The organism is Paenibacillus pedocola, from assembly GCF_031599675.1.
GTDB lineage: Bacteria > Bacillota > Bacilli > Paenibacillales > Paenibacillaceae > Paenibacillus_AQ > Paenibacillus_AQ pedocola.
Map to the genome: position 1 here is coordinate 2,241,300 of NZ_CP134223.1, position 24,597 is coordinate 2,265,896.

At 49.7% G+C, this 24,597-nt stretch carries 24 protein-coding genes; 18 read left to right on the forward strand and 6 right to left on the reverse strand.

The window, feature by feature from the left end:
- Nucleotides 1-85: 85 nt before the first annotated feature.
- Together QU597_RS09475 and QU597_RS09480 are read right to left on the reverse strand one after the other, a co-directional pair.
- Nucleotides 86-1,129: an HD-GYP domain-containing protein gene (locus QU597_RS09475; RefSeq protein ID WP_310832415.1), complete on the reverse strand. Its 1,044-nt coding sequence runs from the start codon at nucleotides 1,127-1,129 to the stop codon at nucleotides 86-88.
- 85 nt (nucleotides 1,130-1,214) lie between these two features.
- Nucleotides 1,215-1,928, reverse strand: coding sequence for a molybdenum cofactor biosynthesis protein (locus QU597_RS09480; protein ID WP_310832416.1), 714 nt, complete (start codon nucleotides 1,926-1,928; stop codon nucleotides 1,215-1,217).
- A gap of 138 nt (nucleotides 1,929-2,066) precedes the next feature.
- On the opposite strand from QU597_RS09480, the gene QU597_RS09485 reads away from it, so the two are divergent.
- The 9 genes from QU597_RS09485 to QU597_RS09525 all read left to right on the forward strand — a co-directional run bounded on the left by QU597_RS09485 (nucleotide 2,067) and on the right by QU597_RS09525 (nucleotide 10,745).
- Nucleotides 2,067-3,506 carry a bifunctional metallophosphatase/5'-nucleotidase gene (locus QU597_RS09485; protein ID WP_310832417.1) on the forward strand — a complete coding sequence of 480 codons (1,440 nt, stop codon included), beginning with the start codon at nucleotides 2,067-2,069 and terminating at the stop codon, nucleotides 3,504-3,506.
- 76 nt (nucleotides 3,507-3,582) lie between these two features.
- The gene (locus QU597_RS09490; protein ID WP_310832418.1) at nucleotides 3,583-4,410 is read left to right on the forward strand and encodes an undecaprenyl-diphosphate phosphatase; all 828 of its coding nucleotides are present in this window, start codon (nucleotides 3,583-3,585) and stop codon (nucleotides 4,408-4,410) included.
- A gap of 155 nt (nucleotides 4,411-4,565) precedes the next feature.
- Nucleotides 4,566-5,666, forward strand: coding sequence for an HD-GYP domain-containing protein (locus tag QU597_RS09495; RefSeq protein ID WP_310832419.1), 1,101 nt, complete (start codon nucleotides 4,566-4,568; stop codon nucleotides 5,664-5,666).
- 263 nt (nucleotides 5,667-5,929) lie between these two features.
- Nucleotides 5,930-7,066, forward strand: a complete 1,137-nt coding sequence (gene yfkAB / locus QU597_RS09500) for a radical SAM/CxCxxxxC motif protein YfkAB (protein ID WP_310832420.1) — start codon at nucleotides 5,930-5,932, stop codon at nucleotides 7,064-7,066.
- 18 nt (nucleotides 7,067-7,084) lie between these two features.
- Nucleotides 7,085-8,443, forward strand: coding sequence for a hemolysin family protein (locus tag QU597_RS09505; protein ID WP_310832421.1), 1,359 nt, complete (start codon nucleotides 7,085-7,087; stop codon nucleotides 8,441-8,443).
- 184 nt (nucleotides 8,444-8,627) lie between these two features.
- Nucleotides 8,628-8,846: a spore coat associated protein CotJA gene (locus QU597_RS09510; RefSeq protein WP_054939773.1), complete on the forward strand. Its 219-nt coding sequence runs from the start codon at nucleotides 8,628-8,630 to the stop codon at nucleotides 8,844-8,846.
- Between the two features lie 3 nt (nucleotides 8,847-8,849).
- Nucleotides 8,850-9,119 carry a spore coat protein CotJB gene (locus QU597_RS09515; RefSeq protein ID WP_310832422.1) on the forward strand — a complete coding sequence of 90 codons (270 nt, stop codon included), beginning with the start codon at nucleotides 8,850-8,852 and terminating at the stop codon, nucleotides 9,117-9,119.
- A 27-nt stretch (nucleotides 9,120-9,146) separates the two neighbouring features.
- Nucleotides 9,147-9,716, forward strand: coding sequence for a manganese catalase family protein (locus QU597_RS09520; protein ID WP_310832423.1), 570 nt, complete (start codon nucleotides 9,147-9,149; stop codon nucleotides 9,714-9,716).
- A 213-nt stretch (nucleotides 9,717-9,929) separates the two neighbouring features.
- Entirely contained in the window at nucleotides 9,930-10,745 is an 816-nt protein-coding gene (locus QU597_RS09525; protein WP_310832424.1) for a serine/threonine protein kinase, read from the forward strand.
- An 81-nt stretch (nucleotides 10,746-10,826) separates the two neighbouring features.
- Here the strand turns inward: QU597_RS09525 and QU597_RS09530 are convergent, their stop codons facing one another.
- On the reverse strand, nucleotides 10,827-11,042 hold the full coding sequence (locus QU597_RS09530; RefSeq protein ID WP_232381078.1) for a hypothetical protein: 216 nt from the start codon (nucleotides 11,040-11,042) through the stop codon (nucleotides 10,827-10,829).
- A gap of 188 nt (nucleotides 11,043-11,230) precedes the next feature.
- Between QU597_RS09530 and QU597_RS09535 the strand changes: the two genes are divergently transcribed.
- Complete coding sequence (locus QU597_RS09535) at nucleotides 11,231-11,812, forward strand: TetR/AcrR family transcriptional regulator (RefSeq protein ID WP_310832425.1); 582 nt, start codon at nucleotides 11,231-11,233, stop codon at nucleotides 11,810-11,812.
- Between the two features lie 20 nt (nucleotides 11,813-11,832).
- Nucleotides 11,833-12,258, forward strand: coding sequence for a GNAT family N-acetyltransferase (locus tag QU597_RS09540; RefSeq protein ID WP_310832426.1), 426 nt, complete (start codon nucleotides 11,833-11,835; stop codon nucleotides 12,256-12,258).
- Between the two features lie 65 nt (nucleotides 12,259-12,323).
- Here the strand turns inward: QU597_RS09540 and QU597_RS09545 are convergent, their stop codons facing one another.
- Nucleotides 12,324-12,866: an NADPH-dependent FMN reductase gene (locus QU597_RS09545; protein ID WP_310832427.1), complete on the reverse strand. Its 543-nt coding sequence runs from the start codon at nucleotides 12,864-12,866 to the stop codon at nucleotides 12,324-12,326.
- Nucleotides 12,867-13,173: 307 nt separating this feature from the next.
- Here QU597_RS09545 and QU597_RS09550 point away from each other — a divergent pair, with 307 nt between their 5' ends.
- The 4 genes from QU597_RS09550 (at nucleotide 13,174) to QU597_RS09565 (ending at nucleotide 17,150) form a co-directional block, all read left to right on the forward strand.
- A complete protein-coding gene (locus QU597_RS09550; protein ID WP_310832428.1) occupies nucleotides 13,174-14,112 on the forward strand; it encodes an aldo/keto reductase family protein in 939 nt (312 codons plus the stop codon).
- Nucleotides 14,113-14,143: 31 nt separating this feature from the next.
- Nucleotides 14,144-15,166 (forward strand): SDR family oxidoreductase, encoded by a 1,023-nt coding sequence (locus QU597_RS09555; RefSeq protein ID WP_310832429.1) that lies wholly within the window; start codon nucleotides 14,144-14,146, stop codon nucleotides 15,164-15,166.
- Nucleotides 15,167-15,378: 212 nt separating this feature from the next.
- Entirely contained in the window at nucleotides 15,379-16,038 is a 660-nt protein-coding gene (locus tag QU597_RS09560) for a class I SAM-dependent methyltransferase (RefSeq protein ID WP_310832430.1), read from the forward strand.
- A 77-nt stretch (nucleotides 16,039-16,115) separates the two neighbouring features.
- Entirely contained in the window at nucleotides 16,116-17,150 is a 1,035-nt protein-coding gene (locus QU597_RS09565; protein ID WP_310832431.1) for a CapA family protein, read from the forward strand.
- Between the two features lie 148 nt (nucleotides 17,151-17,298).
- Here QU597_RS09565 and QU597_RS09570 read toward each other — a convergent pair whose 3' ends face one another.
- Complete coding sequence (locus tag QU597_RS09570; RefSeq protein ID WP_054939787.1) at nucleotides 17,299-18,132, reverse strand: carbohydrate ABC transporter permease; 834 nt, start codon at nucleotides 18,130-18,132, stop codon at nucleotides 17,299-17,301.
- The gene (locus QU597_RS09575; RefSeq protein ID WP_054939788.1) at nucleotides 18,132-19,022 is read right to left on the reverse strand and encodes a carbohydrate ABC transporter permease; all 891 of its coding nucleotides are present in this window, start codon (nucleotides 19,020-19,022) and stop codon (nucleotides 18,132-18,134) included. The genes QU597_RS09570 and QU597_RS09575 overlap by 1 nt, the downstream gene beginning before the upstream one ends.
- A gap of 165 nt (nucleotides 19,023-19,187) precedes the next feature.
- On the opposite strand from QU597_RS09575, the gene QU597_RS09580 reads away from it, so the two are divergent.
- The 3 genes from QU597_RS09580 (at nucleotide 19,188) to QU597_RS09590 (ending at nucleotide 24,158) form a co-directional block, all read left to right on the forward strand.
- Nucleotides 19,188-21,068, forward strand: coding sequence for a cache domain-containing sensor histidine kinase (locus QU597_RS09580; protein ID WP_310832432.1), 1,881 nt, complete (start codon nucleotides 19,188-19,190; stop codon nucleotides 21,066-21,068).
- Nucleotides 21,061-22,710: a response regulator transcription factor gene (locus QU597_RS09585; RefSeq protein ID WP_310832433.1), complete on the forward strand. Its 1,650-nt coding sequence runs from the start codon at nucleotides 21,061-21,063 to the stop codon at nucleotides 22,708-22,710. The genes QU597_RS09580 and QU597_RS09585 overlap by 8 nt, the downstream gene beginning before the upstream one ends.
- A gap of 122 nt (nucleotides 22,711-22,832) precedes the next feature.
- On the forward strand, nucleotides 22,833-24,158 hold the full coding sequence (locus QU597_RS09590; RefSeq protein WP_236333562.1) for an ABC transporter substrate-binding protein: 1,326 nt from the start codon (nucleotides 22,833-22,835) through the stop codon (nucleotides 24,156-24,158).
- The last annotated feature ends 439 nt before the right edge of the window (nucleotides 24,159-24,597 follow it).

Below are 24,597 nucleotides of genomic sequence, written 5' to 3' on the forward strand. Positions count from 1 at the left end.
GGCAAAAAACTAAACGGCCTCAGTCCCTTTGAATTCAGGACTAAGGCCGCTTATAAATGACTTATTTTAAAGGAACTGCTTTATATTATTCCATATAAATCTCAACCACGGCAATTTGGCGTTCACGGGACAGATCGAGGAATTTGCCTTCGCTTTGCACCAGCGGACGGAAAACATCCAGCGGATTGTTCATGACAATAACACCCATGTCACCGGTACTGAGCAGCACTTTTTTGCCGATGAAGTTGGGCATCAGGTGCTGGATAAAAGCTTGTACAGGTCTGCCGTTCAGCTTGCCGAAGCTAAGGGAATTAATTTCCCGCATGACAGATATGAGTTCCTGCTTCGATTGATAGACACGGTGAGAGGTCATTGCGCTGTATATGTCGGCAACGGCAGCAATTTGGGCATACGGATGAATATCGGATTTAGTCAGATTATGCGGATATCCGCTGCCGTCTTCACGTTCATGATGCTGCAGGGCAACCAGAGCCGTGTAAGGATCATTCATGGAATTATTAATAATTTCGTGACCGTAAATCGTATGTAATTTCACTTCTTCATATTCTTCCGGTGTGAGTTTGCCCGGCTTATTAAGTATAGTAGGATTAATCCGGCATTTCCCGATATCGATCAGATATCCGGCACGTCCTATTTCATAGCACTCTCTCTTGGAATATCCAAGCCATGATGATATATAATAAGAAAGCATGCCTACCTGCAGGGAATGGTTATAGGTGTAATTGTCATCACGGTCCAGCAGAAGCAGCAGTGATACTACATCTTTATGCTTGTCCAGCGTGAGCAGGGTAGGCTGAAGAATATCATCTACTACAGTCTGGTTAAAGCTTCCTTTAGTCAACGCTTCCATATATACGGATTCGAAACCTTCGATACTGTTGTCAAAATTGGCGGCGACAGCCTGGATGATAGAGGACCTGCTTGTTGGTGCAGCTTCTGCTTCCCGTACATCTTCGATGTCGACATAATCTACTCCATGCTGTATTAGCTTGGCAATTTCCTCTGATTGAAGACGTGACCCTTTAGGCAATACATGTAGCCCTGTAGAACTAAAGGTATCCATCCTCAGGAAATCACCTGCTTTTAGATCCATGACGTGTACTCTCAATGACTATGCCACCTTACCTTACTTAAGTGATTTTTTTCCAGCATAGCAACAAAGTCTGAATTATTCAATGGTTATGAAGTAATGATTATACAGGCTTATAATCCTTAGCTTTGGGGTCAGAACCCAACCATTTTTCGCCGGTTTCACTGATATCTTTTTTCCAGACAGGAACCGAGGCTTTTAGTTTCTCAATCGCATAACGGCTGGCTTCATAGCAGGTGTCACGGTGCGGGGCGGATACTGCAATGATCACACTGGCCTCCTTAAGTCCTACAAGTCCAATCCGATGTGCAATCGCGCATCTTGCATTCCAGCGCTCCTGTACATCGCTGCCGATTTCCTGAAGTTTGCCAAGCGCCATCGGGATGTATGCCTCATAATGAAGTGCTGTTGTCCGTTCTTCTCCAGTCATTTCACGAGTTGTTCCCACGAAAATAAGTGAAGCCCCGTGATTGCTGTCCAGCACTTTGTCTAACATCATTTCTGCATTCAAAGGCTGGTCCGTAATCAGATAAAGGCCGTCAGCTGTTTCACCGCTTGATTCAGCGGGTTCACCTCCGGAAACAGGAGGAATCAGTGCAATCTCGGATTCTGCTGAGATTACAGTGTTGTCCGGTGCATACTCGCGGTCGATGGCTACCAGCGAAACATTGATTTGCGGTGCAGCATCAGGATAGCAGGCAGCAAGCAGCTCCTTGAGCTTTCCTGCGGTCAGCGGGGTTTCATGGGCGTGAAAATCCAGGGAAGAAGTGCCGATCATTTCGGCCAGGCCGGCGAATAGACGGATGGTTAATTGCATGGTTGATATCACCTCGGGGTTCTAATAATGATTACAATATACCATATTGCCCCTGAAAATGTTATGCTAGGCTTTATAAGATTACATGCCTGCCGCTTCTGTCAGAACGGCTTTACAGGTGGAAGGGAACTATAGCTCATGGAGTCCGTGCCGCAAAAACTGACCATACTTCACACAAATGATATACATAGCCATTTTGAGATGATGAGTTCCATTGCTGCTGAAATTGCCGGCCAGAAAGCTGCAGCCGGTGAGGAACCCGTGCTTCTCGTGGATATCGGGGATCATATGGACCGGGCTGCTGTGGAAACGGAAGGTACGATGGGCCAGGCGAACATTGATATACTCAATTTAACCGGGTACGACGCTGTTACCATCGGTAATAATGAAGGGCTGACCTTTTCTCCGGAGACACTGTCCGCTATATTCTCCGGGCTGCAGTGCCCGGTGGTATGCTGCAATTTCCTGGATGCCTCCACAGGGCAGCCTCCGCACTGGATGAAGCAGCAGGCTATTGTCGAAAAGAATGGTGTGAAGATCGGCATTACCGGAGCCACTGCTGCTTTTACATCCTTCTATTCACTGCTGGGCTGGGATGTCTCGGATCCGGAGGATGCTCTTCGGGAGCAGTGCCGCCTGCTCGCCCCGCAGGTCGATCTTGTCATTATCCTCTCCCACCTCGGCTTACCGGCAGATAAGCTGCTGGCAGAGAGGCTGGAAGGCGTCCATGCCATTCTCGGCGGACATACGCATCACCTGCTGGAGCAGCCGATGCTGATTAACGGGACGGCTGTGTGCGGCGCCGGGAAGTTCGGCCGTTATGTGGGACGGCTGCAGTTTGAACGGACGGAACCGGGGGAGGCGTTCAAGCTGGTAAGCGGTGAGTGCATTGAGCTTGACCCGCAGCATACGGAGACTTTAATCGCGCCTGCAGCAGCACTGCATCTGCTTCACGGGCGTGAGGCACTGGAAGAAACCGTAGCGATCACGGATCATGAGCTTCCGCTGAATCTGCTGGGAGAATCTCCTTTCGGCAATCTGCTGGCCCAGGCAGTGAGACGGTTTACAGGCAGTCCGCTGTCTCTGGTCAATACAGGTCAGCTGCTGGGGGCGCTGCCACAAGGCAATATTACAGCAGGCCTGCTGCATGCACTTTGTCCGTCACCGATTAATCCCTGTACCATTAAGCTAATGGGAAAAGATATCAGGACCGCTCTCATGCAGAGCCTAACGGAGGAATTCTGTAATAAGGCGATCTTCGGGTATGGATTCCGGGGGAAGGTGCTCGGCAGTCTGGCTGTCGACGGATTAAAAATCTTGTACGATCCTGCAGTAATGCCTTATGATAACAGTATTGCAGTTTTTGTCGACGGGGAGCCGCTGGAGGACAGCCGGGAATATAACGTTGGAACCCTGGACATGTTCACCTTCCGCATAGGGTATGAGAGCCTTGCGAACGGGCGTGATCCGGTGTATCTGGTGCCCCACTTCCTGCGCGATCTGCTGCGGATGGAATTGCAGCGCCCGGGAAGTCTCGAAGAAAGTGCAAATGTCCGCTGGAAGAACACATCCATATAAAAAGCCTCAACTACATAAGTTTAGACTAAAGCAGAAACTGGAGAGGTTTTCATTTTTCTAAGATCAGGAGGAAGTTATGGATACAATTACAGCAATAATTCTGGCTATCGTAGAAGGGATTACCGAGTTTATCCCGGTTTCTTCCACAGGCCACATGATTTTGACCACGAAGCTGCTTGGCTACGATGAGCAGGAGCCCATCATGAAGACTTATGAAATTGTGATTCAGCTCGGCGCGATTCTGGCAATTGCGTTAGTGTACCGCAAACGAATTCTTGATTTGCTTGGCATCGGACGCAGAGACAGGGGCAGAGGCGGTGTGATGCCGGCCTCCCGGCTTAATCTGATCCACGTGATCCTCGGAATTGCTCCGGCATTGGCTGTAGCCTTTTTTGCCCGGGACTTTATCAAAGGCCTCTTCGGAGCTTCTACTGTGCTCTGGGCGCTTGTTGCCGGGGGGGTTCTGATGATTGTCGCAGAATGGTGGAACCGGTCTAAATCGCGGGTCACGGCGCATGAGCTTGATGATTTATCGTATGGCCAGGCGCTTGCAATTGGGTTATATCAGATAATATCTGTACTCTGGCCCGGCTTTTCCCGTTCCGGTTCAACGATTTCAGGCGGTATGCTGAGCGGAGTCAGCTACAAGGCATCAGCCGATTTCTCCTTTCTGATCGCTATTCCGATTATGTGCGCGGCATCCGGTTATGAACTACTGGACTCATACAAATATTTTACCAGCGATACTATTATGGACTTTGCCATCGGTTTCGTGATTTCATTTGTGGTTGCTTATGTAGTGGTCATTCTGTTTATGAAACTGATTCAAAAGATCAGACCGACCCATTTTGCAATCTACCGCTTTATTCTGGCAGCTGTGTTCTGGCTGTTCATTATGCGTTAGATCAAGGACTTGGCTACCGGAAGAACAAAGGAACAGATTGGATTCTGGACTGATGTTCATGCCGGTTCGCTCAAGGTAACGGTATAGACACAGCGTGTAACTAAAGGCATTGCAACAGAATAGTAATTTACCGTTAAAGGCAGGAGTGAGCCAAGGTGCGTTTAGTATCCGTGAATCGGCTTCAGGCGGGGATGAAGCTGGGGAAAAAAATATATAATGATGAAGGACTGGTTCTGCTCGCTGACGGGATTGAACTAACGGATGCGTTAATTAAGCGGCTGTCTAAAATCGATATCGGCTACATTTACATAGAGGATGCCAACACAGACGATGTTGTTATTACTACAATGCTGCATGATGAAACGCGCAACCAGGCGCTCAAAGTAATCAGGAACCAGTTTCAGCAGATGTCCGGCGCTTCAGGCATTACTAAAGGCTTCTATCATCTGGATAAAAAATTCTCGAGTGTTATGGATTCTATCCTGGATGATATGTCGTCACAGGATGATCCGATGATCATGCTGGCGGATATGCACACAGCTGACAATTATCTGTATGTGCACTCACTGAATGTCTGCCTCTATACACTTGTGCTGGGAATTGCCCACGGATACAGCAAAGAGGAGCTGCGTGTGATCGGTCTGGGATCCCTGCTGCATGATATCGGTAAAACCCAGATTCCGGTCAAAATTGTCCAAAAGCCCGGTATGCTGAGCGATGAGGAGTTTCGCCATATGCAGGCCCATACGGAGATCGGGTACCGGATTCTTAAGGATGAGCCCAATATACCTCTTCTGGCGGCTCACTGCGCATTGCAGCATCATGAACGCATTGACGGGTCCGGTTATCCGCGCGGGCTGACGGGTCCGCAAATTCATGAATATGCAAAATGGCTGGGGGTAGCCGACTCCTATGATGCAATGACCTCGAACCGGATCTATAAAAAAGCGATGCTGCCCCATCAGGCCGTTGAAGCACTGTATGTAGGCTCGGGGACGTTGTATGAGCAGAAACAGCTTGAGCTCTTCAGAGACCGTGTTGCAATCTATCCGCTTGGTCTTACGGTGAAGCTCAGCACTGGCGAGAGCGGTGTTGTTGTGAAGATTGATCCCAGTACGCCGCACAGGCCGGTGGTACGTGTATTTACAGGCCCTGAGGATGAGCCTGTAACCCCCTACGAGCTTGACCTGGGTTCCGCGCTCTCCGTAGTCATTGCGGATGTTTCAGATAATGATGAGGCAGTGAAGTCTACCTAATTGAATTGTTGCGGCAGGGACTTTACATGACACTCCCTGCCTCTTAGCAGCGAGGAGAGAAAACGAGCGACCGCCGGGCAGCGGATGCTTGCTTTTCATCCCGCTGTTTTTAGTTTAGATGCGGCACTCGTACCGCTTTACAGCCTACAGCTTTAGAAAATGCAGTTTTTTTGCCGGTCATGGTATGATAGAGGGTAAGTTACCGTTCTTTTTAATTTATTTTGGGTTAATAATAAGGAATACGCATTAAAGGAGCAAGAATAATGAGTATATTAGAGCCATCATCAAGAACAATAAGGGAGCTGTCGCCAAGCTTCGATCCATGGGATCCGATTACTTCACTCCGCAAGCATGGACGGCATGTACTGACCAGTGTGGAGATGACGGTTACCAATTTATGCAATATGCGCTGTGAGCATTGTGCGGTTGGCGACAGCCTAACGATGAAAGAAGGGGAGATGCTGCCGCTGAAGAATATGCTGGACCGCCTGGATGAAGTGGAGCATCTTCAGACGATCAGCATTACCGGCGGAGAGCCGATGTTCAGAGCTTCGACGGTGGATAATATGATCGTACCGCTGCTGAAATATGCCCGTGAGCGGGGGATCCGTTCGCAGATCAACTCCAATCTGACCATGCCTTATGCCCGGTATGAGAAGCTGCTTCCTTACCTGGATGTAATGCATATCTCATTCAATTATGTGAACGGCGATGATTTCCATGAGGTCGGCTTTGCGAACAGCGGCCATCCGGTCGCCAAGGAAGCGGCTTACCGGCTCTACGACACGATGCTGGAGAATTCACGCCGGCTTAGTGAAGATGGTATGCTGATCTCAGCGGAGTCGATGATTAACTACCGTACACACGCCAAGCTTCCGCAAATCCATAAGCTGATCGGCGATATGGGGGCCAGGCGGCATGAAGTGCATCCGATGTATGCCTCCAGCTTCGCTTCCTCGCTTCCCGTGCTGTCCCTGAAGGAGATGAGCGATGCCATTCATTCCTTGCTGGACGCCCGCGATCCGGAGATGTGGATGCTGTTTGGCACACTTCCATTTTTCGCCTGCAGCGCACTTGAAGAAGATCAGAAGCTGCTGCGCAGACTACGTAAGGAGAAGAATGTGACGCTGCGCAATGATCCGGACGGACGAAACCGGGTGAACGTCAATATGTTTACCGGCGATGTGTTTGTAACGGATTTTGCCGATATTTCAGCCTTTGGCAACATTGGTGTAAGCAAGCTGGATGACATCTTCGCCGAGTGGCAGGAGAGCCATCCGCTTAATCAGAAGGTGAACTGCTTCTGTGAGGCAGCCAGCTGCTGCGGACCTAATCTTCTGGTGGCCGATATGTATTATCCAAAGGTAGATTTCAAATCAAGAAAAGCGATCACTCTGTAGAAATGAGGCGTTGTTATAGTGCATACGGAATTTGACATAGGAAGATTGCTGCTTAATCTTTTGCTGGTTCTGGTGCTGGTATTATTGAACGGTATATTTGTCGCAGCAGAGTTTTCGCTGGTCAAAGTGAGACAGTCCCGTCTGACCCAGCTGGTCAGTGAAGGCAACAAGATGGCCGGATACGCTTTGAAGGTCAACAAGAAGCTGGATGCCTATCTGTCCGCCACCCAGTTCGGAATTACACTTGCTTCGCTTGGACTCGGCTGGGTCGGGGAGCCGGCGATTTCAGAACTGCTTGTAGAACCGCTTATGTACCAGCTGGGGGTTACCGATCATACTCTGATTTCCACCGTATCAGTTATTGTGGGCTTTTCTATCATTACCTTCTTACATATTGTGCTGGGTGAACTTGCACCGAAATCCCTGGCAATTCAAAAAACTGAAGGCTCCGCGCTGCTGCTGTCAGCACCGCTGATGTTCTTCTATAACTTGTTCCTGCCGTTTATTTGGGTGCTGAACGCTTCGGCTAATGCCCTTCTGAGGCTGGTAGGGGTAGAACCTGCAAGTGAAGCCGAAGCGGCACACTCGGAAGAGGAAATCCGCATTCTGATGAATCAAAGCGCCAAAAGTGGTGTCATCGACAAAGATGAGATGAAGCTTATGGACAATATTTTTGAGTTCTCAGATTTGCTGGCCCGGGAGGTTATGCTGCCGCGTACCGATATGGATGTGTTGTACAGCAATCTTTCGCTGGAAGAAAATATGCGGATTATTACCGAAACAAAACATTCCCGTTATCCGGTTGCCAACGAGGATAAGGACCGGATTATCGGGTTCATCCATATCACCGATCTGCTGTTTGCGCCGCCGGAGCAGCAGAATGACCTGGCATCGCTCGTCCGTCCGATACTGAATGTGCCCGAATCGATGGAGATCAGCCATACGCTGCGCCTGATGCAGAAGAACAAGGCTCAGCTGACACTGGTAGTCGATGAATACGGCGGTACCGCCGGATTGTTGACCGCTGAAGAAATCCTCGAAGAAATTGTAGGTGATCTGCATGATGAGTTCGAGGATGAGCGTCCAAGCGTTGAGCGCAACGGCGAATATATCTCTGTCGAAGGCCGCATGCTGATCGAAGATGTCAACGATCTGACTGGCGTTATTATCGAAGACGATGAGGTGGATTCTATCGGCGGCTGGCTGTTTAAGGAGCTGGAGGGCAATCCGTCCAAGGGTAAAAAAGTCGTTGTCGGCGATGTTACCTTTGAGGTGGAAGAATCGACCCGGCTGCGGATCACCAGAATCAACATCCACCGCGAGAAGGCCCCGGAATCTGAGGAACCCGGCTCTGATAGTGATGAGGATCAGGAGTAAGCGCCTATTGAATGGACACCGGACAATATAATAAACCGCACTGCTGTATATGGCTGCCTGCCTGATACAGCGGTGCGGTTTTTTTTTTGCATAGCCGTTCTGTTTCCTTCAGGGAGCGTCATAAATTAGTTACGAAGTGATAAACGTCCATAATAAGTAAATTTCATTGAGGAGGGTGTACCTATTGAACTCCCAGGAGCGTGTATGGGCAACGTATAGGGGGCCGTTTGATCCTTGCCCGCCGGTGCCGTTTAAGACGTATGTTGTGCCGCCCAACCAATTTATTAATTTTCAGCCTCCGGGACTGCCGCAGTTTCCGCTATCTGAGGCGCTCAAGGCAGGGACTTTATGGCCTGCACTGTTCAGCCCGTATGAATCCAAAGCCGGAAAAGGAAGGGTGTAGGTCATGGAAGAGGCAAAAGCTTGCGAACCCCGTTACTATGAAATGCTGGAGCAGCTGCAGGTGCTGGATTTTGCACTGGTCGAGCTCAATCTGTATCTGGACACCCATCCGGAGGATTTGAAGGCGATTGAACAGTTTAACCAGCTGACCCAGGAGCGCACCCGGCTGGCTAACCAGTTTCAGGAGCTGTATGGCCCTTTGCAGAACTTTGGACGCGCGTATTCCAAATGCCCGTGGGAATGGAACCAAACTCCTTGGCCTTGGCAGGTGTAAATAACCGTTAGGAGGGATGAATTCAGAATGTGGATATATGAGAAAAAGCTGCAGTATCCGGTACGGGTGGGCAAATGCGATGTGAGAATGGCGCGCTATCTGTCAGAGCAGTACGGCGGTGCAGACGGGGAACTGGCGGCGGCGCTGCGCTATATGAACCAGAGATATGCGATTCCTGATAAAGTAATCGGCGTACTGACAGATATTTCGACTGAGGAATTTGCCCACCTTGAAATGATTGCCACCATGATCTATAAGCTGACGAAAGATGCCTCCGTCCAGGAGCTGGAGGCTGCTGGTCTCGGTCCGAATTATGCACAGCGGGACCATGCACTGTTCTATCAGAACTCGGCAGGCGTTCCCTGGACCGCATCTTACATCCAGGCCAAGGGTGATCCGATCGCCGATCTCTATGAAGATATTGCGGCTGAAGAAAAAGCCCGGGCTACATACCAGTGGCTGATCGACATGACCGATGATGTGGATCTGCAGGACAGCCTGAAGTTCCTGCGGGAGCGGGAGATTATTCATGCGATCCGCTTTAAGGAGTCGGTGCAGATTCTGATCGAGGAACAAGGGAAGAAGCGGGTGTTCTGAGTATAACCTCCCGTGCCGTTACAGGAGGAAGCTTCACACACAAAAACCGTGGTTTTATTCGCGGTTTTTTTTGGTTTGGTTCCTTTGAAGGCTTACCAGTTGTTGTGCGGAAATAAGCCGGTTGCCCTCTCTCTGCTGCTGAAAAACACCATCTATGAGATAATAGCGATACTGGCATTTTATCAGCACAGAGGACGGAGGATGGAGAAGGCTATGATGTTTGAACGGTGGCGCGGCTTCGTGCGGGCCTGGCAGGATTATCCGCTCAGGGAAGGGGCATGGATCGGTAAGCGGTACCAGATTGAGTCCCTGCTGGGTGAAGGGAGTTACGGGCTTACCTACCGGTGCTTCGACGCTAAGGAGGAAACTCTTGTGGCAGTCAAACAGTCCAGACCGAGTAAGAAAGCGGCAGGGCGGGCTTTACTGGGCAAAGAGAGCACTATTCTGCGGGCACTGAATCATCCCAATATTCCAGTGTGCCGTGATTACTTCGAGTACAAGGGCTTGAACTGGCTAGTAAGCGATTATATTGAAGGGAAAACGCTCGAAGATAAAATTTTTACTGAGCATATGGTATACGGGGAGCGGGAGTGCCTGGCTACAACGCTGAAACTGATGGAGCTGGTATCCTATGTTCATTCGTGCGGCTTTGTACACCTTGATCTGCGGATTCCAAATGTAATCCTCCGGGATAAGGAGCTGTACTTAATTGATTTCGGACTGGCACGGCCGATCGGTGAAGTTGAAAGCGCAAACGAAGAGTACCAGCCGAAGTCGGAAGAGATGCCGGAACGAATGCCCCCGGTTATCGCCTCAGATTTGTATTATGTTGGACAATTAATGCTGTTTATGCTGTATTCCGCTTACCAGCCTGAACCTGGAGGAGCGGAACGGAGCTGGCGGGAAGAGCTGGATTTGTCACCTGAAATGCTGCATATCCTAACCCGGTTGCATGGAGAGCAGGAAGCTTATGAGGATACAGCTTCTTTTGTCCGCGAGGCCGAACAATTCTATAAGAGTCTGCAGTAATACCTTGCCCCCAAAAAAAAGGCACCTTCAACCCACAGGGTAGAGGTGCCTTATGTTTTATACAGAATGGTTAAACCGGGGTCAGCTTGAGCTGCCGTAGCGGTTCTTATAGTATTTATGTCCGGTTCCTCCATGGCGTGAGTCCGAAGACGAGTGTCTCTTATATCCGTGGCTGCTGCTGGAATGTCTGCTGTATACAGGCCTCCCTTTGTGACTGCTTGAATATCTGCGGTGTCCTCCTGATTTGGAGTGCTCCATGGAGTGCAGCACTTTGCCGAGAATTTTTTTAAGCATCATGTTTCCTCCTCTTGGGTGGTTTAAGCCGAATTAGCATGGCTTTAATCTATAATTACCCTTTAATACGATATTGTTACCTGCAGGTTTCGGGATTTACCCTCAGCTTGACCGGCAGGCGGTGCCTAAATTGACAACACCCGCTAAATCATGTCATAATTGCCTGACGATCGTCAGGGAGGTGTCAAAAAGTGACTGCACACGCGATTGAGCAGGCAGCCTTAGTGCATTTTGCAGAAAACGGGTTTGAGGGTGCCTCGCTTGCGGGGATTGCTCAGGCTGTAGGAATCAAAAAACAGTCCATTGCCACCTATTTTCCGAAGAAAGAGGATTTATTTATGGCTGTTTTTCACGGAATGGCCAAGCATTATATCGGATTCCTGGAGCAGCTGTATCAGGACCTCGCGGATGCACCGGTGGAGACCAGGCTGAGGGAAATTGTATATAAGAACTATCAGTACAGGGCAGGTCATCCGGCATTGACCGCTTTTTACAAACGGGCTGTGCAATTTCCGCCTCCGTTCTTCAAAGAAGTTCTTCTGGAGCAGATTAGTATGATGGAGCAGCGGTCAGCGGTGTTTTACCGGTCGATTTTTGAAGAAGGAATGATGAAAGGCGAGATTAGGCGCCAGCAGGCTGATAGTCTGCTCTCGGCTTATTATTGCTTGCTGGACGGGATCGCGATGCAGATGTTTTTTTATGAAGAGGAAGAATTCGAACGGCGCCTGAAGGATATCTGGAATATATTCTGGGCAGGGATTAGACAATCATAGCAAGGAAAGGGAGGATTGGCATGCGGGCAGAACGGGTTACAACCGGTAATCAGCTTGAGGAAGCTTTTCGGATTAGGCGGGAAGTATTTGTAGAGGAGCAGGGTGTGCCGCTGGAAGATGAATTTGACCAGTATGAACAGAACTCAGAGCATATATTGATTTATCATGAGGAGGATGCTCCTGTCGGCACGGCGCGGCTGAGAGTTGTGGACGGATGGGCGAAACTCGAGCGGATCTGTCTGCTTGCACCTTATCGTAAATCCGGGCTCGGGTCGTTGATCATTGCTACACTTGAGCAAATGGCGGCTGAACAAGGGCTTACGCGAATGAAGCTGCATGGCCAGAAGCAGGCGGAGGGCTTTTATCAGAAGTTGGGCTATGAGACAGGCTCTCCGGTGTTTATGGAGGATGGAATTCCTCATGTGTTAATGGTCAAAAGCATATAATAACAAACAGCCGCCTCCAGTTGGAGGCGGCTGTTCCCGTAAACGGGATACGGAAAGGTATGAAATTACTGGCGGAGTGTCTTGAGGGCCCCGCTCCAAGCCAGTACCTGATCAAGCATTGCATTTACATTGGCCGTATGCAGGTCAGCCGGTTTGAAGACACTGCCGTTCTCAAAATCGGTGAACAGCGATAACAGAGGGTGTACCCGGACATCAGCCACCTGCAATTCACCCAGGATTCCCCGCAGATGCTCAGCTGCACGCGCACCGCCTGCGGAACCATAGCTGACGATACCGGCGGCTTTGTTATTCCATTCTTCACGGGCGGAATCAAGGGCGTTCTTGAGTGCTCCTGTTACACTGTGGTTATATTCCTGGGCGATAAATACAAATCCGTCCAATGTCGCAAGCTTAGCTGCCCAGGCCTGAGCAGGTGCATAATCGTCGCTTTCACCGAGCAGCGGCAATTTGAAGTCAGCAATATCTACGATTTCATAGTTGGCATCCCCGCGGGCATCTGCAATCCCTTTAACCCATTCACCGACCTGTGGACTTACGCGGCCTTGACGTGTGCTTCCCAAAATAATTCCGATGTTTAAAGTTGTCATTTGAATTTCCTCCTAGGTAATTGTAATTTAGATCGCGTTAACCTTTATGGATTTTATTATAGCACATTACTTTTATTAAGCAAGTTTATTTTAGAAACTACTAATCTCTGAATGTTTATGTCAGCTCATAGGCAGTTTTTATTCTTCTCCTAATGGAAAATATAGGTGAGTTAAACATATCATATCCAATCTATTTTATCCAAACGGATAGAAATTAACGGCAAACTGTTCTAGAATATACATTGCATGGAGCCGCCGGCTCTAAGAAGGGCCGCATATAGAGGATACCTGAGAGGAGAAGTGTGGAATGAAGTATCGCAGATTGGGCGGAACAGGGCTGAAGGTCAGTGAGATCAGTCTGGGAAGCTGGTTAACGTATGGCGGATATGTCGAAAGAGAGAATGCTGTTAAAGCCATTGAAACCGCTTACGGATTAGGTGTTAATTTTTTTGATACAGCGAATGTATACGAAAAAGGCGCGGCCGAGAAGGTCCTGGGCGAGACGCTGCGCGGATTTCCCCGCGAATCTTATGTTCTGGCCACCAAGGTGTATGGTGTTATGGGAGACGGGCCGAATGACCGCGGTCTGTCACGCAAGCATATCACGGAGCAGTGTCATGCCAGCCTGAAGCGGCTTGGCGCAGAGTATGTGGATATTATGTACTGTCACCGCTATGACCCGGAGACACCGATCGAGGAGACACTGCGGACACTGGATGATCTGGTCCGTCAGGGCAAGGTGCTCTACGTGGGGGTAAGTGAATGGACGGCTGCACAAATGACTGAAGCGCTGGCGGTTGCCGATCGTTATCTGCTGGATCATATTGTGGTCAACCAGCCGATTTATAATATGTTTGAGCGGTACATTGAGAAGGAGATTATCCCGCTCGGCGAACGCAAAGGGATTGGACAAGTCGTATTCTCTCCGCTGGCCCAGGGGCTCCTGACCGGCAAATACAGCTCTGCAGCGGATATCCCTGCGGACAGCCGTGCTGCGAAGCTGGACTGGATGCGCAAAGGGGTTACGGAAGAGAAAATAGCCAAGGTGCATGAGCTGGGCAAAATAGCTGCAGAGCTGGACATTTCCGTGGGCAATCTGGCCCTGGCCTGGATTCTGCGACAGCCTAACGTAGCAAGTGCGCTGGTCGGGGCCAGCCGGCCGGAGCAGGTGGAGGAGAACGTTAAGGCTTCAGGCGTGGAACTGACGGAAGAAGTATTGTCGCGTATTGCCGAAATTATCGGCTAACAGATTTATTTAGAGAGAGGAGCAGATACAGATGAAGGTACTTTTTATCGGAGGCACAGGATTAATTAGTGAGGCCGTATCTAAGCTGGCAGTCGAACGAGGAATTGAGCTGTATCTGTTCAACCGTGGGGAACGGAATGAATTCGTACCAGAAGGGGCGGAAGTGATTCAGGGTGATATCCGCGATGCGGCGGGGGCTGCTGGGGCACTAAAGGGTTATGAATTTGACGTCGTGGTGGACTGGATCGCCTTTACGCCGGAGCATGTGCAGTCGGATATCGAGCTGTTCGCCGGAAAAACGAAACAGTATATCTTTATCAGCTCGGCTTCTGCATATCAAAAGCCGCAGAAGAATTATCTGATCACCGAAGAGACCCCGCTGGTTAATCCGTACTGGCAGTATTCGCGTGATAAAATCGCCTGTGAGGAGCTGCTGCTGGAAGTGCACCGTACCAGCGGTTTCCCGGTTACGATTGTCCGTCCTTCGCATACCTATGGAGTTACGGCGATTCCGGCTGCATTGACCAGCTGGGCGCATCCATGGTCGCTGGTGGAACGCATCCGCAAAGGGCAGCCTATTGTGATTCATGGTGATGGCACATCACTCTGGACCCTAACCCATAATACGGATTTTGCCAAGGGCTTTGTCGGCCTTCTGGGGAATCCTGAAACGATCGGTGAAGCGGTCCACATCACTTCCGATGAGTCGCTGAACTGGAATCAGATTTATGCGGCCATTGGAGTGGCCGCAGATAGAGAACCCAAGGTGGTGCATATCTCCACGGACTTCATTGCAGCGTATACCCCCGCGGGAACAGCTGATGGACTGATTGGTGACCAGGCGGTGAGCAGTGTGTTCGACAACAGCAAGATCAAACGGCTTGTGCCGGAGTTCTCGGCTGCCGTACCGTTCGCGGAAGGAGTCAGACGGTCGGTTGAATGGTTTGAAGACCATCCGCAGCGTTGCACCGTGGATACGGATTGGAACAAAATGCTGGATACTCTGATCAGCAGACACGGCGTTGATGCCAAATTGCTCAGTTATTACGTGTAAGAGAGATGCAGTAACTCTTACTACGAATCCTATCAGAATTTAGCAGCGGGCTCCCAACTGGGAGTCCGTTTTTATATGCAAATAAATTGGCTGCAACCCTTAATAAATCACCGCCTTTGTTAAAAAGGCCCGGCTGTGTAAGGTAATGGCATGATTCGGGGATTTCTGAATATACTCTCACTACCGAATTTCCTCTAAAAGGAGTCCTGGCCATGCCGACACATCCGTATGTCTCCCGTTTCTTTGTGAATGCCGATGCCCGCCGAGAAAAGCTGATTTATGATTTGCCGGAATCCTGGTGGAGCCGGCCTTATGAATACGAATGGTGTACAAACTTTATCTCGCCCCATGATGTGGTGCTTGATGCCGGCTGCGGTATTTCCCATCCGCTAAAATTTTATCTGGCAGAATATAGCTCCGAGGTCTACGCCTGCGATATCGATGCCCGGATTTTGTCGCAGGAGGCGGTTATTCAGGATATCGCTGACGATATCGGCATCGAATCAGCCAGGCAGGTCTTGGCCAGAAGCACTGCGAATCTGCACCTGACGCAAGCGGATCTCACGAACCTGCCCTACGCGGATGAAAGCTTCGATACTATTTTTTGCATCTCCGTAATTGAGCATTTATCGGTGGAGGATACTGCCCTGGCCGTGCGGGAGTTTCACAGAACGCTGAACGGAGAAGGGCTCCTGGTGCTGACGTTTGACTATCCGACGGTTAATCTGGCAGTTATGAACGATTTGCTGCTTCAGGCGGGATTTCAGTATTGGGGGGAGACGGACTTCAATCTGCCGGAAGACGCGCTGCGTACGGATATCGGGGGCGGACTAAACTGTTTCCGGGCCGTATTGAAAAAAGCGCAAATCTAGCAGGACTTTATACTCTTTAGACAACCATCCTTTTCCAGTATAGTAGATAACATATCAAATAAAAGGGGTCTAAAGAATTGCGCAGATTTGCTATGCTTACCATTCTGTTATTACTGCTTATTCCTGCGCCCGGCGTATATGGCGGGACGTCACAGGCGCAGGAGGCTGACAACATTACGCTCACCTTTGCCGGCGATATTCTGCTGGACGGATTCGTGGGCGAACAGATCACCAGATATGGAGTCAACTTTCCTTTTGCCAAAGTCGCTCCTGCCCTGCAGAAGGCAGATATTGCTTTTGCCAATCTGGAAACCCCTGTCTCAGTAAGGGGAAAGGCGGTGGAGAAGACCTTTACCTTCCGCTCTAAGCCTGCAGCGCTCGGCGGACTTAAGTTTGCCGGAATTGACGGTGTTTCGCTTGCGAACAATCACATCCTTGATTATGGGCAGCTAGCGATGCTCGATACGCTGACCCATCTGGACAGATACAAGATAGGCCATACAGGTGCGGGCAGCAATATTGACCAGGCATTCAAGCCGTATGTCAAGACGGTCAAAGGTAAGCGGGTCGCCATTCTGGGGGCAAGCCGTGTACTGTCTGGACCTTCGTGGTATGCCGGGAAGACCAGTCCGGGAGCTGCTTCAGCCTATACGGCAGAGCCGCTGCTGGGAGCCATCAGGAAGTCCGCCAAGGATAATGATTATACGATTGTGTATCTTCATTGGAATGAGGAGTTTAAGGATTATCCGGAGCCATACGCCCGGACGCTTGCGAAGCAGATGATCGACAGCGGTGCGGATATTATCCTGGGCGCGCATAGCCACTGCCTGATGGGGATCGAGTATTACAAGCACAAACCGATCTACTATTCACTGGGTAACTTTGTGTTCAACCGTTCCACACGCGGCGGAGAGAAGACTCTGCTGTCAATGCTGGCTGACTTCACCATCAGCAAGTCCGGCATTTCGAGCCGGATTAGACCGGTGAAGATCATCGGCGGACAGCCGAATTTCATGGGTGCAGCCTACAATAAAGAAACGATCAGGCTGATGAACCAGCTGTCGTTCAATGCGAAGATTGCGGCAGACGGCGCGGTCAGCGAGAAGCTGTGATGCTTACGCGCTGTGCGATTCTTGAAAACTGTAACAAACTCCCAATTGTTGCTGGCTATAAAAACTACATTTATCAATAAAAAAGTGCCTCAACAGCTTTTTTAAGCTGTAAGGCACTTTTTTGTTTTCGTTGTCCTACATGAATTAATCAGCCCTTGACCGCACCGGCGACAACGCCTTTGACGATATATTTTTGCAGGAAGATGAACACGACGATAGATGGCAGTACCGCCATAACCATGGCCGTCATCGCATATTGCCAGTCCGAGGTGTATTGGCCTACGAACGTATAGGCAGCGAGTGTCAGCGTCTTCGTGTCCGGTGAGCCATTGACCATGAGCAGCGGGAGCAGGAAGTCATTCCAGATCCACATCACGTCAATGATAATGATGGTGGTCGTCACCGATTTCAGCAGCGGGAAGATCACGCTGAAGAACAGGCGGAAGCCGGAAGCCCCGTCGATCGTGGCGCTTTCATCGATTTCCAGCGGAATCCCTTTGACAAAGCCGTGGTAGATAAACACCGCGAGCGGAGCGCCGAAGCCCCAGTAGAGCAGTCCCAGACCCCATGTGCTCTCAGACAGGTTCAGGTTCTTGGCTGTCTGCAGTACAGTAAGCATGATGGACTGGAACGGAATCAGCATCGGCATAATACAGAGGAAATAGATAACCCCGCTCCATCTGGTCTTGGTCCGCGCCAGTTTGTAAGCTGCGATAGAGGAGACGAATACGATCCCCAGCAGACCCAGTGCCGTGATGATGAAGTTGTTCAGGAACAGCCGCGGATAGTTAATAAATTCCCATACATAAGAGTAGTTGGCAAAGGTAATATGCTTAGGCAGAGCAATAACATCGGTCATCACCTCGCTGAAGCTTTTGAACGAGTTGATGATGGTCAGAAACAGCGGATACAGGAACAGAAGGGAGAGGAGGACGAGAACGACCTCTAGAATTATTTTTCCTGATTTATTGTTTGTTTTCATTATGCCTCAACCTCTCTTCGTTTGAAGAACGTAAGCTGAATGACCGTCACGATCAGCACTGCGATGAACAGAATGAGCGCTTTTGCCGTACCGTAGCCGTACAGATTGTTCTGGAATGTGTCACGGTAAATATCGTAGGCGATACTGTAGGTAGTTCCTCCGGGACCGCCGCCGGTCAGTGACAGAATTACGTCGAATACCTTGATGGAGTTGGTCAGCGCCATGAATACTGAAATGGTGATTGACGGTGCAAGCAGCGGCAGGGTAATGCTGAAGAAACGTCTGAGCGGTCCGGCTCCGTCCACCGTAGCGGCTTCCTTGAGGTCTTCCGGCACCGACTGCAGTCCTGCAATATAGATAACGAGATAGAACCCGATGGATTGCCAGATGGATACACCTAATATAGAGATGAAGGCCAGTCCCGGCGTTCCCAGCCAGCTTAGTCCGAAGATGGACCAGCCGGTGCTGTCACCAAGTGAGTTGAAGCCTTGCATGAAGATGAATTTCCAGATGAAGCCGACAATAACCAAGCTGAGAATATAAGGAATGAAGAATGCCGCTCTTAGCCAGGAGGTGGATTTCAGCTTCATATCAAGCAGCACGGCGAGCAGAATAGCCAGCACATTGACGATAATGATATAGAGTACCGCATATTTAATTGTGAACCAGGCGGAATCAGAGAAATTGGTATCCCCGGTAAAAATCTGCTTGAAATTGTCCAAGCCCACAAACTTAGGATGTTTGGAAATTCCGTTCCATTTGGTCATCGAATAGCGGATGGTCATGATAAACGGGACGTAGAAGGCTACAGCGATACAGATGAGAACGGGGAGGGTGAAGAGCCCGAATTCCGTTTTCTCGCGCCATTTTCTGCCGAGTGATTTTAACATGGTTGCACCTCTTCTGGATTTATAGGGTGGGAGTATTGACCCCGCTTGCCACACTTAACCATTCCGGTTAGTCTATATTGTGTATTATAGAGCAGCACCGTATACTCAGAAATGGATTTAAGAGTACAGTTAGGGGTAAAAAGGTGAACTGTAAGCGGACACAAAATGCAAGCGGAGGAGGCTGCGATTATCATAAAAACAACCCTGCAAAAGCTGTTCGAGCCGCTGATAGAGCGGGTTTCGCGCCGTCTGGCCAACAAACTGATCCTGCTGTTCTCCATTATTATTATCCTCGTGGTAACCTCACTGACGTTCATTTCCTATGGCATGCTGCGTAAGGAATCCGTGAACAGCAGCATAGCGAGCACGAGCAACAACCTGCTGCTGGTGGGCCGGAACCTGGAAAGCTACCTTGATGGCATAGAGCAGTTATCCCTGCCGCAAATTTCCTATGACGAAATCGCCTATGCTATTCTCCACGAATCGGAGGACTATGCCTCCAAGATGTATGTGGAGAATTATCTGAAGAACCTGTATTTTTCACGGGGCGACCTGGAGGCGATTTACCTCTATGTCATCAAGGAGCACAAATATTATTATGTCACCAAAGAGAACTATAATATTACCGTCCGGGTCGCTGAACATCCGCCGATCGAGAATCTGACCTGGTACAAGCGTGCGCTGCAAAGCCCGAATAACCGCTCGTACCAGTCGTTTGTAACAGATAACGTGGAGAAAGGCGATTATCCGGTCAATACGGATACCAGCTTCATGGGCTATCACCGGCTGCTGCGCTCCATAGCTTCCCGTGAGCCGCAGGCAGTATTGTCTCTATACTTCAATTCAAGCGTGACGGATGAGATTATGAAGGACGTTCCCTTTTCGGAAGGGGAGCATCTGATGTATGTCAGCCCGGATGATGAGCCGTTTGTGGTCGATGACGAGGATTTCTTTGCGAAAAGCGCCGCAAGCGGGCTGCTGCAGCAGCTGAGCCCGGCAAAGGGCGGACAGCTCACCTGGTCTGATGAAGAGGAGAAGTACCTCGTCATTTATGACATCAACAAAAAAGAGGGCTGGAAGCTGATCAAGCCGATTCCCTATAAAGAGATTTACGAAGCGGCGACAACAACCCGCAAGCTCAATTATTTGATCGGGCTGCTCTTTCTGATTGCCTCGGTCATTCTGGTAAGCTTCATCTCCAACCGGATCACAAGCCCGCTGAAAAATCTGTCTCTGCAGATGAAAAGGTTCAGTACAGGCAGCTTCGATGCCGAAGCCAGGGTAGAAGGCAATGATGAAATAGCCTACCTGTCCCGGCATTTTAATAAAATGGTTGAGAAGACGAATGAGCTGATCAATGAACGCTATAAAATGAAAATCGTTGAAAAAAACGCAGTGCTCAAAGCACTTGAGGCGGAAATTAACCCGCATTTCTTATATAATGCCCTGCAAGCGATTTCCACCAAGGCGCTGAAAAACAATAATGATGACATTGTCGAGATGGTCGACAACCTGGCTCTCACACTCAGGTACTGCATCAGCGGCCGGGATGTGGTCCAGGCAAGTGAGGAGCTACGGCATATTGAGCGTTATCTGGCGCTGCAGAAAGCCCGTTTCGGCACCCGGATGCAAGTGGTGTATGACTGGGAGGAGAGCCTGAAGGAGCTGCGGATTCCTAAGCTGTCGATTCAGACGCTGGTAGAGAACTGCATTAAGCATGCGCTTGAGAAAGTATCCAGCACAATTACGATCCGGATTGAGGCGCATATTACACCGGCTTACAGTGTTATTTCGGTTGTGGACAACGGGCCGGGAATCAGCGCGGAGCGTCTGGAAGAGGTGCTGAGCTCGCTGCAGATCCAGTGGGAGGAGCTTGGCGGAGATACTGCTGAGGATGGCGGGCATGAAAGCATCGGGCTGAAAAATTTAAACACACGCCTGAAACTTCTGTATGGAGAAGAAGCGGGCCTGGTGATTACAAGTGACGGGAATGGTACAACAATGGATATGCGATTACCGCGGGGAGGCCTTGGACAACATGTATAAAGTACTGATTATTGATGATGAAGAACCGCTGCGCGAAGCGATCAATATTCTGGGGGACTGGACGGGCTTAGGGGTCAGCGAGGTGCTGGAAGCCACGGACGGGAATGTCGGACTGGCAATGCTTCGTGAGCATAAAATAGATCTGGCACTTGTGGATATGAAGATGCCTGAGCTGAACGGCAGCCAGCTGCTGCAAATCGCTGAACGCGAATTTCCCGATCTGCTGCTGATTGTAATCAGCGGTTACAATGATTTCGAATACACCAGGCAGGCTATCCGCTCCAAAGTGGTGGATTATTTGCTGAAGCCGGTAAACCGCACAGATCTCAACACTGCGCTGCGAAAAGCAATCGATGTGCTTGAAGCAAAACGCCAGAAGCAGAGCGAGTTCATTACTAAGAACATCACGCTCAACATGTCGCTGCCGAAGCTGAAAGAGAAAATGTATCTGTCGATCATTGAGCGCAGCTTCAAGAACCAGTCGAACGAAGCCTTTCTGCCGCTTATCGGCGCAGATGCTTCCGGCAACCATTTTACCGCAGGGGTTCTGCGGCTGCTTAATCTGGAGCAGGTGCGCCGCGAGCGGTTCCATGAGGACCGCGATCTGATGCATTTTGCCGTAACTAATGTCATTAACGAGAACAGCGGCGGCCAGTTTGAGGCGTTTAGCTTTGCCAGCCCGAAGAATGAGCGTGAATTTATCGCCATTTTTACGATGAAGGGCAGCTATGAGGGAGATGCGGCATTCCAATCCATGCATCATCTGAAGAAGGCTGCTTCGACCCTGAAGGAGCTGTTCGGCATTGCCTGTGCCGGCGGGATCGGTGCTACGTACAGCGATTGCCTGGATCTGGCGCAATCCTATGAGACCGCGAAAACCGCACTCGATGACATTGATCTGCTGCAGCTGAAAGGAAATATCGTCGTCACGGGAAGCGCAGCATCCGCACTGGAGGCCAAGGACGGTCCTTCACTGACAGGCCGGATGCCGCAGATCCGCAACATTCTGGAGAGCGGCAACAGTGCACACGCGAAGAGCATCCTGAATGAGTTCACCCAAAAGTGGCAGTCCTCGGCTCATTTCAGCCTGGGGGATGCCGACCGCACGATCCGCGAGTTCCTTATTCTGCTTGGCGATATCGCCGGGGAGATGGACGTGGTTCCACCGCTGCTCCGCAGCGGCAAGGATAAGGGGCTGGGCGGACTTGGCATCAGCGGCGACTTTGTATCTTTTGCACAGTTTGAAGGTGTTATGAATGAGGTTCTGGATGTCTACACCGGAGAAATCAGCAGATCGCTGGCCGGAAACCGCGGCGGGGTGCTGGAAAATATTAAAGCATACATCGATAATCATTATTTTGAGAATATTAAAATATCGATGTTCACGGATAAATATTTCCTGAGCAGAGAATACTTGATGAAGCTGTTTAAGGGTAAATACGGAGTCGGCATTCATGAGTATGTGCAAAAGGTGAGAATGGACAAAGCCAAGGATCTGCTGTCCGACCCTGCGCTCAAAATTCAGGATATTTCAGAAATGCTGGGCTATAAGGACAAGAACTATTTCAGCAAGGCATTCCGCAATTATTACGATTGTTCGCCTTCTGAATTCCGGACTCAATCCTCGGAGGTAGAAAAGTGAAACGGTTACATTAGCCCACTTTTTTACCCTCAGAAGTTCACTTATGTACATTCTTATCCTTTTTCTTTTTATTTAGAATATGGGCAAGACCACAAGATGTATGAGGAAAAGGGGGCAACACCATGTTAAAAAGATTTATGGCTGTATCTGCTAGTCTGCTGCTCGCCGGAGGATTGCTGGCCGGCTGCGGAGGGGGCAACAATAATGCCGCTAATAATACGGCCGGAACAAACGGCGGGGATAACGCTGCTGCTACAGATTCGTCCAAGCCTGTAACGATTAATATGTTTACCGCATCTCCTGAGTACACGGATGCTTTCAATGCTTACATCGCTGAATACAAAAAAGTGAAGCCGAATGTAACCATTAACCTGGAAATTATGCAGGCTGACTATAATACGGTACTGAAATCAAAAATTGCCGCAGGCAGCACACCTGATGTATTCCAGACTACAGCCGGCGGAGATATCGATACTTTTGCTGAATATAGTGCTGATCTGACTAACGAACCGCTTGCAGCAGCAATGACCGATGCAGTCCGCTCCAATATGAGCTCCTCTGACGGTAAAGTGCTGGGTCTGCCGGTTAAAGGCAATCTGTTCGTGCTGATGTACAACAAAAAGCTGCTGGCCGATGCGGGTATCACTGAAGTTCCGAAGACAACGGCTGAACTGGATGATGCAATCACCAAGCTGGAAGCTAAAGGCATCACACCATTCGCCAATGCCTACAAAGAGTGGTGGGTATGGAAGCATATCTTCCAGCACTTCGTGGATGCAGCAGCGACAGATGCCGGAACGGATGCAAAATCACTTGTAGCTAAATTCATTGCCGGAGATACCACCTTCAAGGATCATCCGGTGTTGTACGATAACTTCTTCAACTTCATCGACACAACGGTTAAACACGGAACAGACAAACCTCTGGAACGTGACAGCAACGCCGAAGTCAGCGACTTTGCCCTGGGCAAAGCAGCTTTCATGACCGGTAAAGGCGCATGGGATGAAGAAGCCATCAAGAAAATCACCCCTGACTTCGACCTTGGTATCGCCGGCTACCCTGTCAGCGACAAGGCTGAGCAGTCACAAATCATTACCGGTGCTGACCAGGCGCTGCGCATCAACAAAGATTCCGCAGTAGCTGCTGAAACGATTGAATTCTTCAACTGGCTGTACACCTCCGACTACGGTAAGAGCTGGTTCTCCACTGTAGCCAAAGTAATTCCGCCAATCAAAGATGCGCCAATGCCTGACCTGCAAATGCCTAAGGAAATGGAAGAAATCCTGAAAACAGAGAAATCCGGCGACCTCTCGGTCAACTACTCTCTGGATACCTTCCACCAGAAATTCGGTGAATTGATGCAGGCCTATATCGGCGGCAGCAAAACTAAGGACCAGGCGATCGACGAAATTCAAAAAGCCTGGATCCAATTCGGCTCCGCAGAATAAAACATAGCTCATTTGATCCGGACGGTCCCGAAGGTAAGATTCTTTTACCGGCGGGGCCGTCTTTTGTGTATGGGAAATAGTATGAACTGTATGATATTAAGTATGGGTAATAGTCGTAACTGCGGAGAGCGTTTGGATTTCCGGCCGCTGTTAGGTTTGGATTTCCTGATTATAACTGCTGGTCGCAGTAGAAATCTAAACCTAAAGGCGGACGCATTCGCTCCTCCAATTCCAAACCTCCCCTTCGTTACTTGTACCTTTTTTAGGTTGATAGTTCATTATATTTTCAAGTCCAAAAGCCAGAATTGAATGCGCCCCCGTAAGCGGGCATTCTCATGGTAAGTGTAGAACGCTCTCATAAGTTACGGCAATTTCCGGATTTTACACTGTTTTTCTACGTCTCCCTTTACTGAGGATGCAAAATGTTTCAGAGAGCATA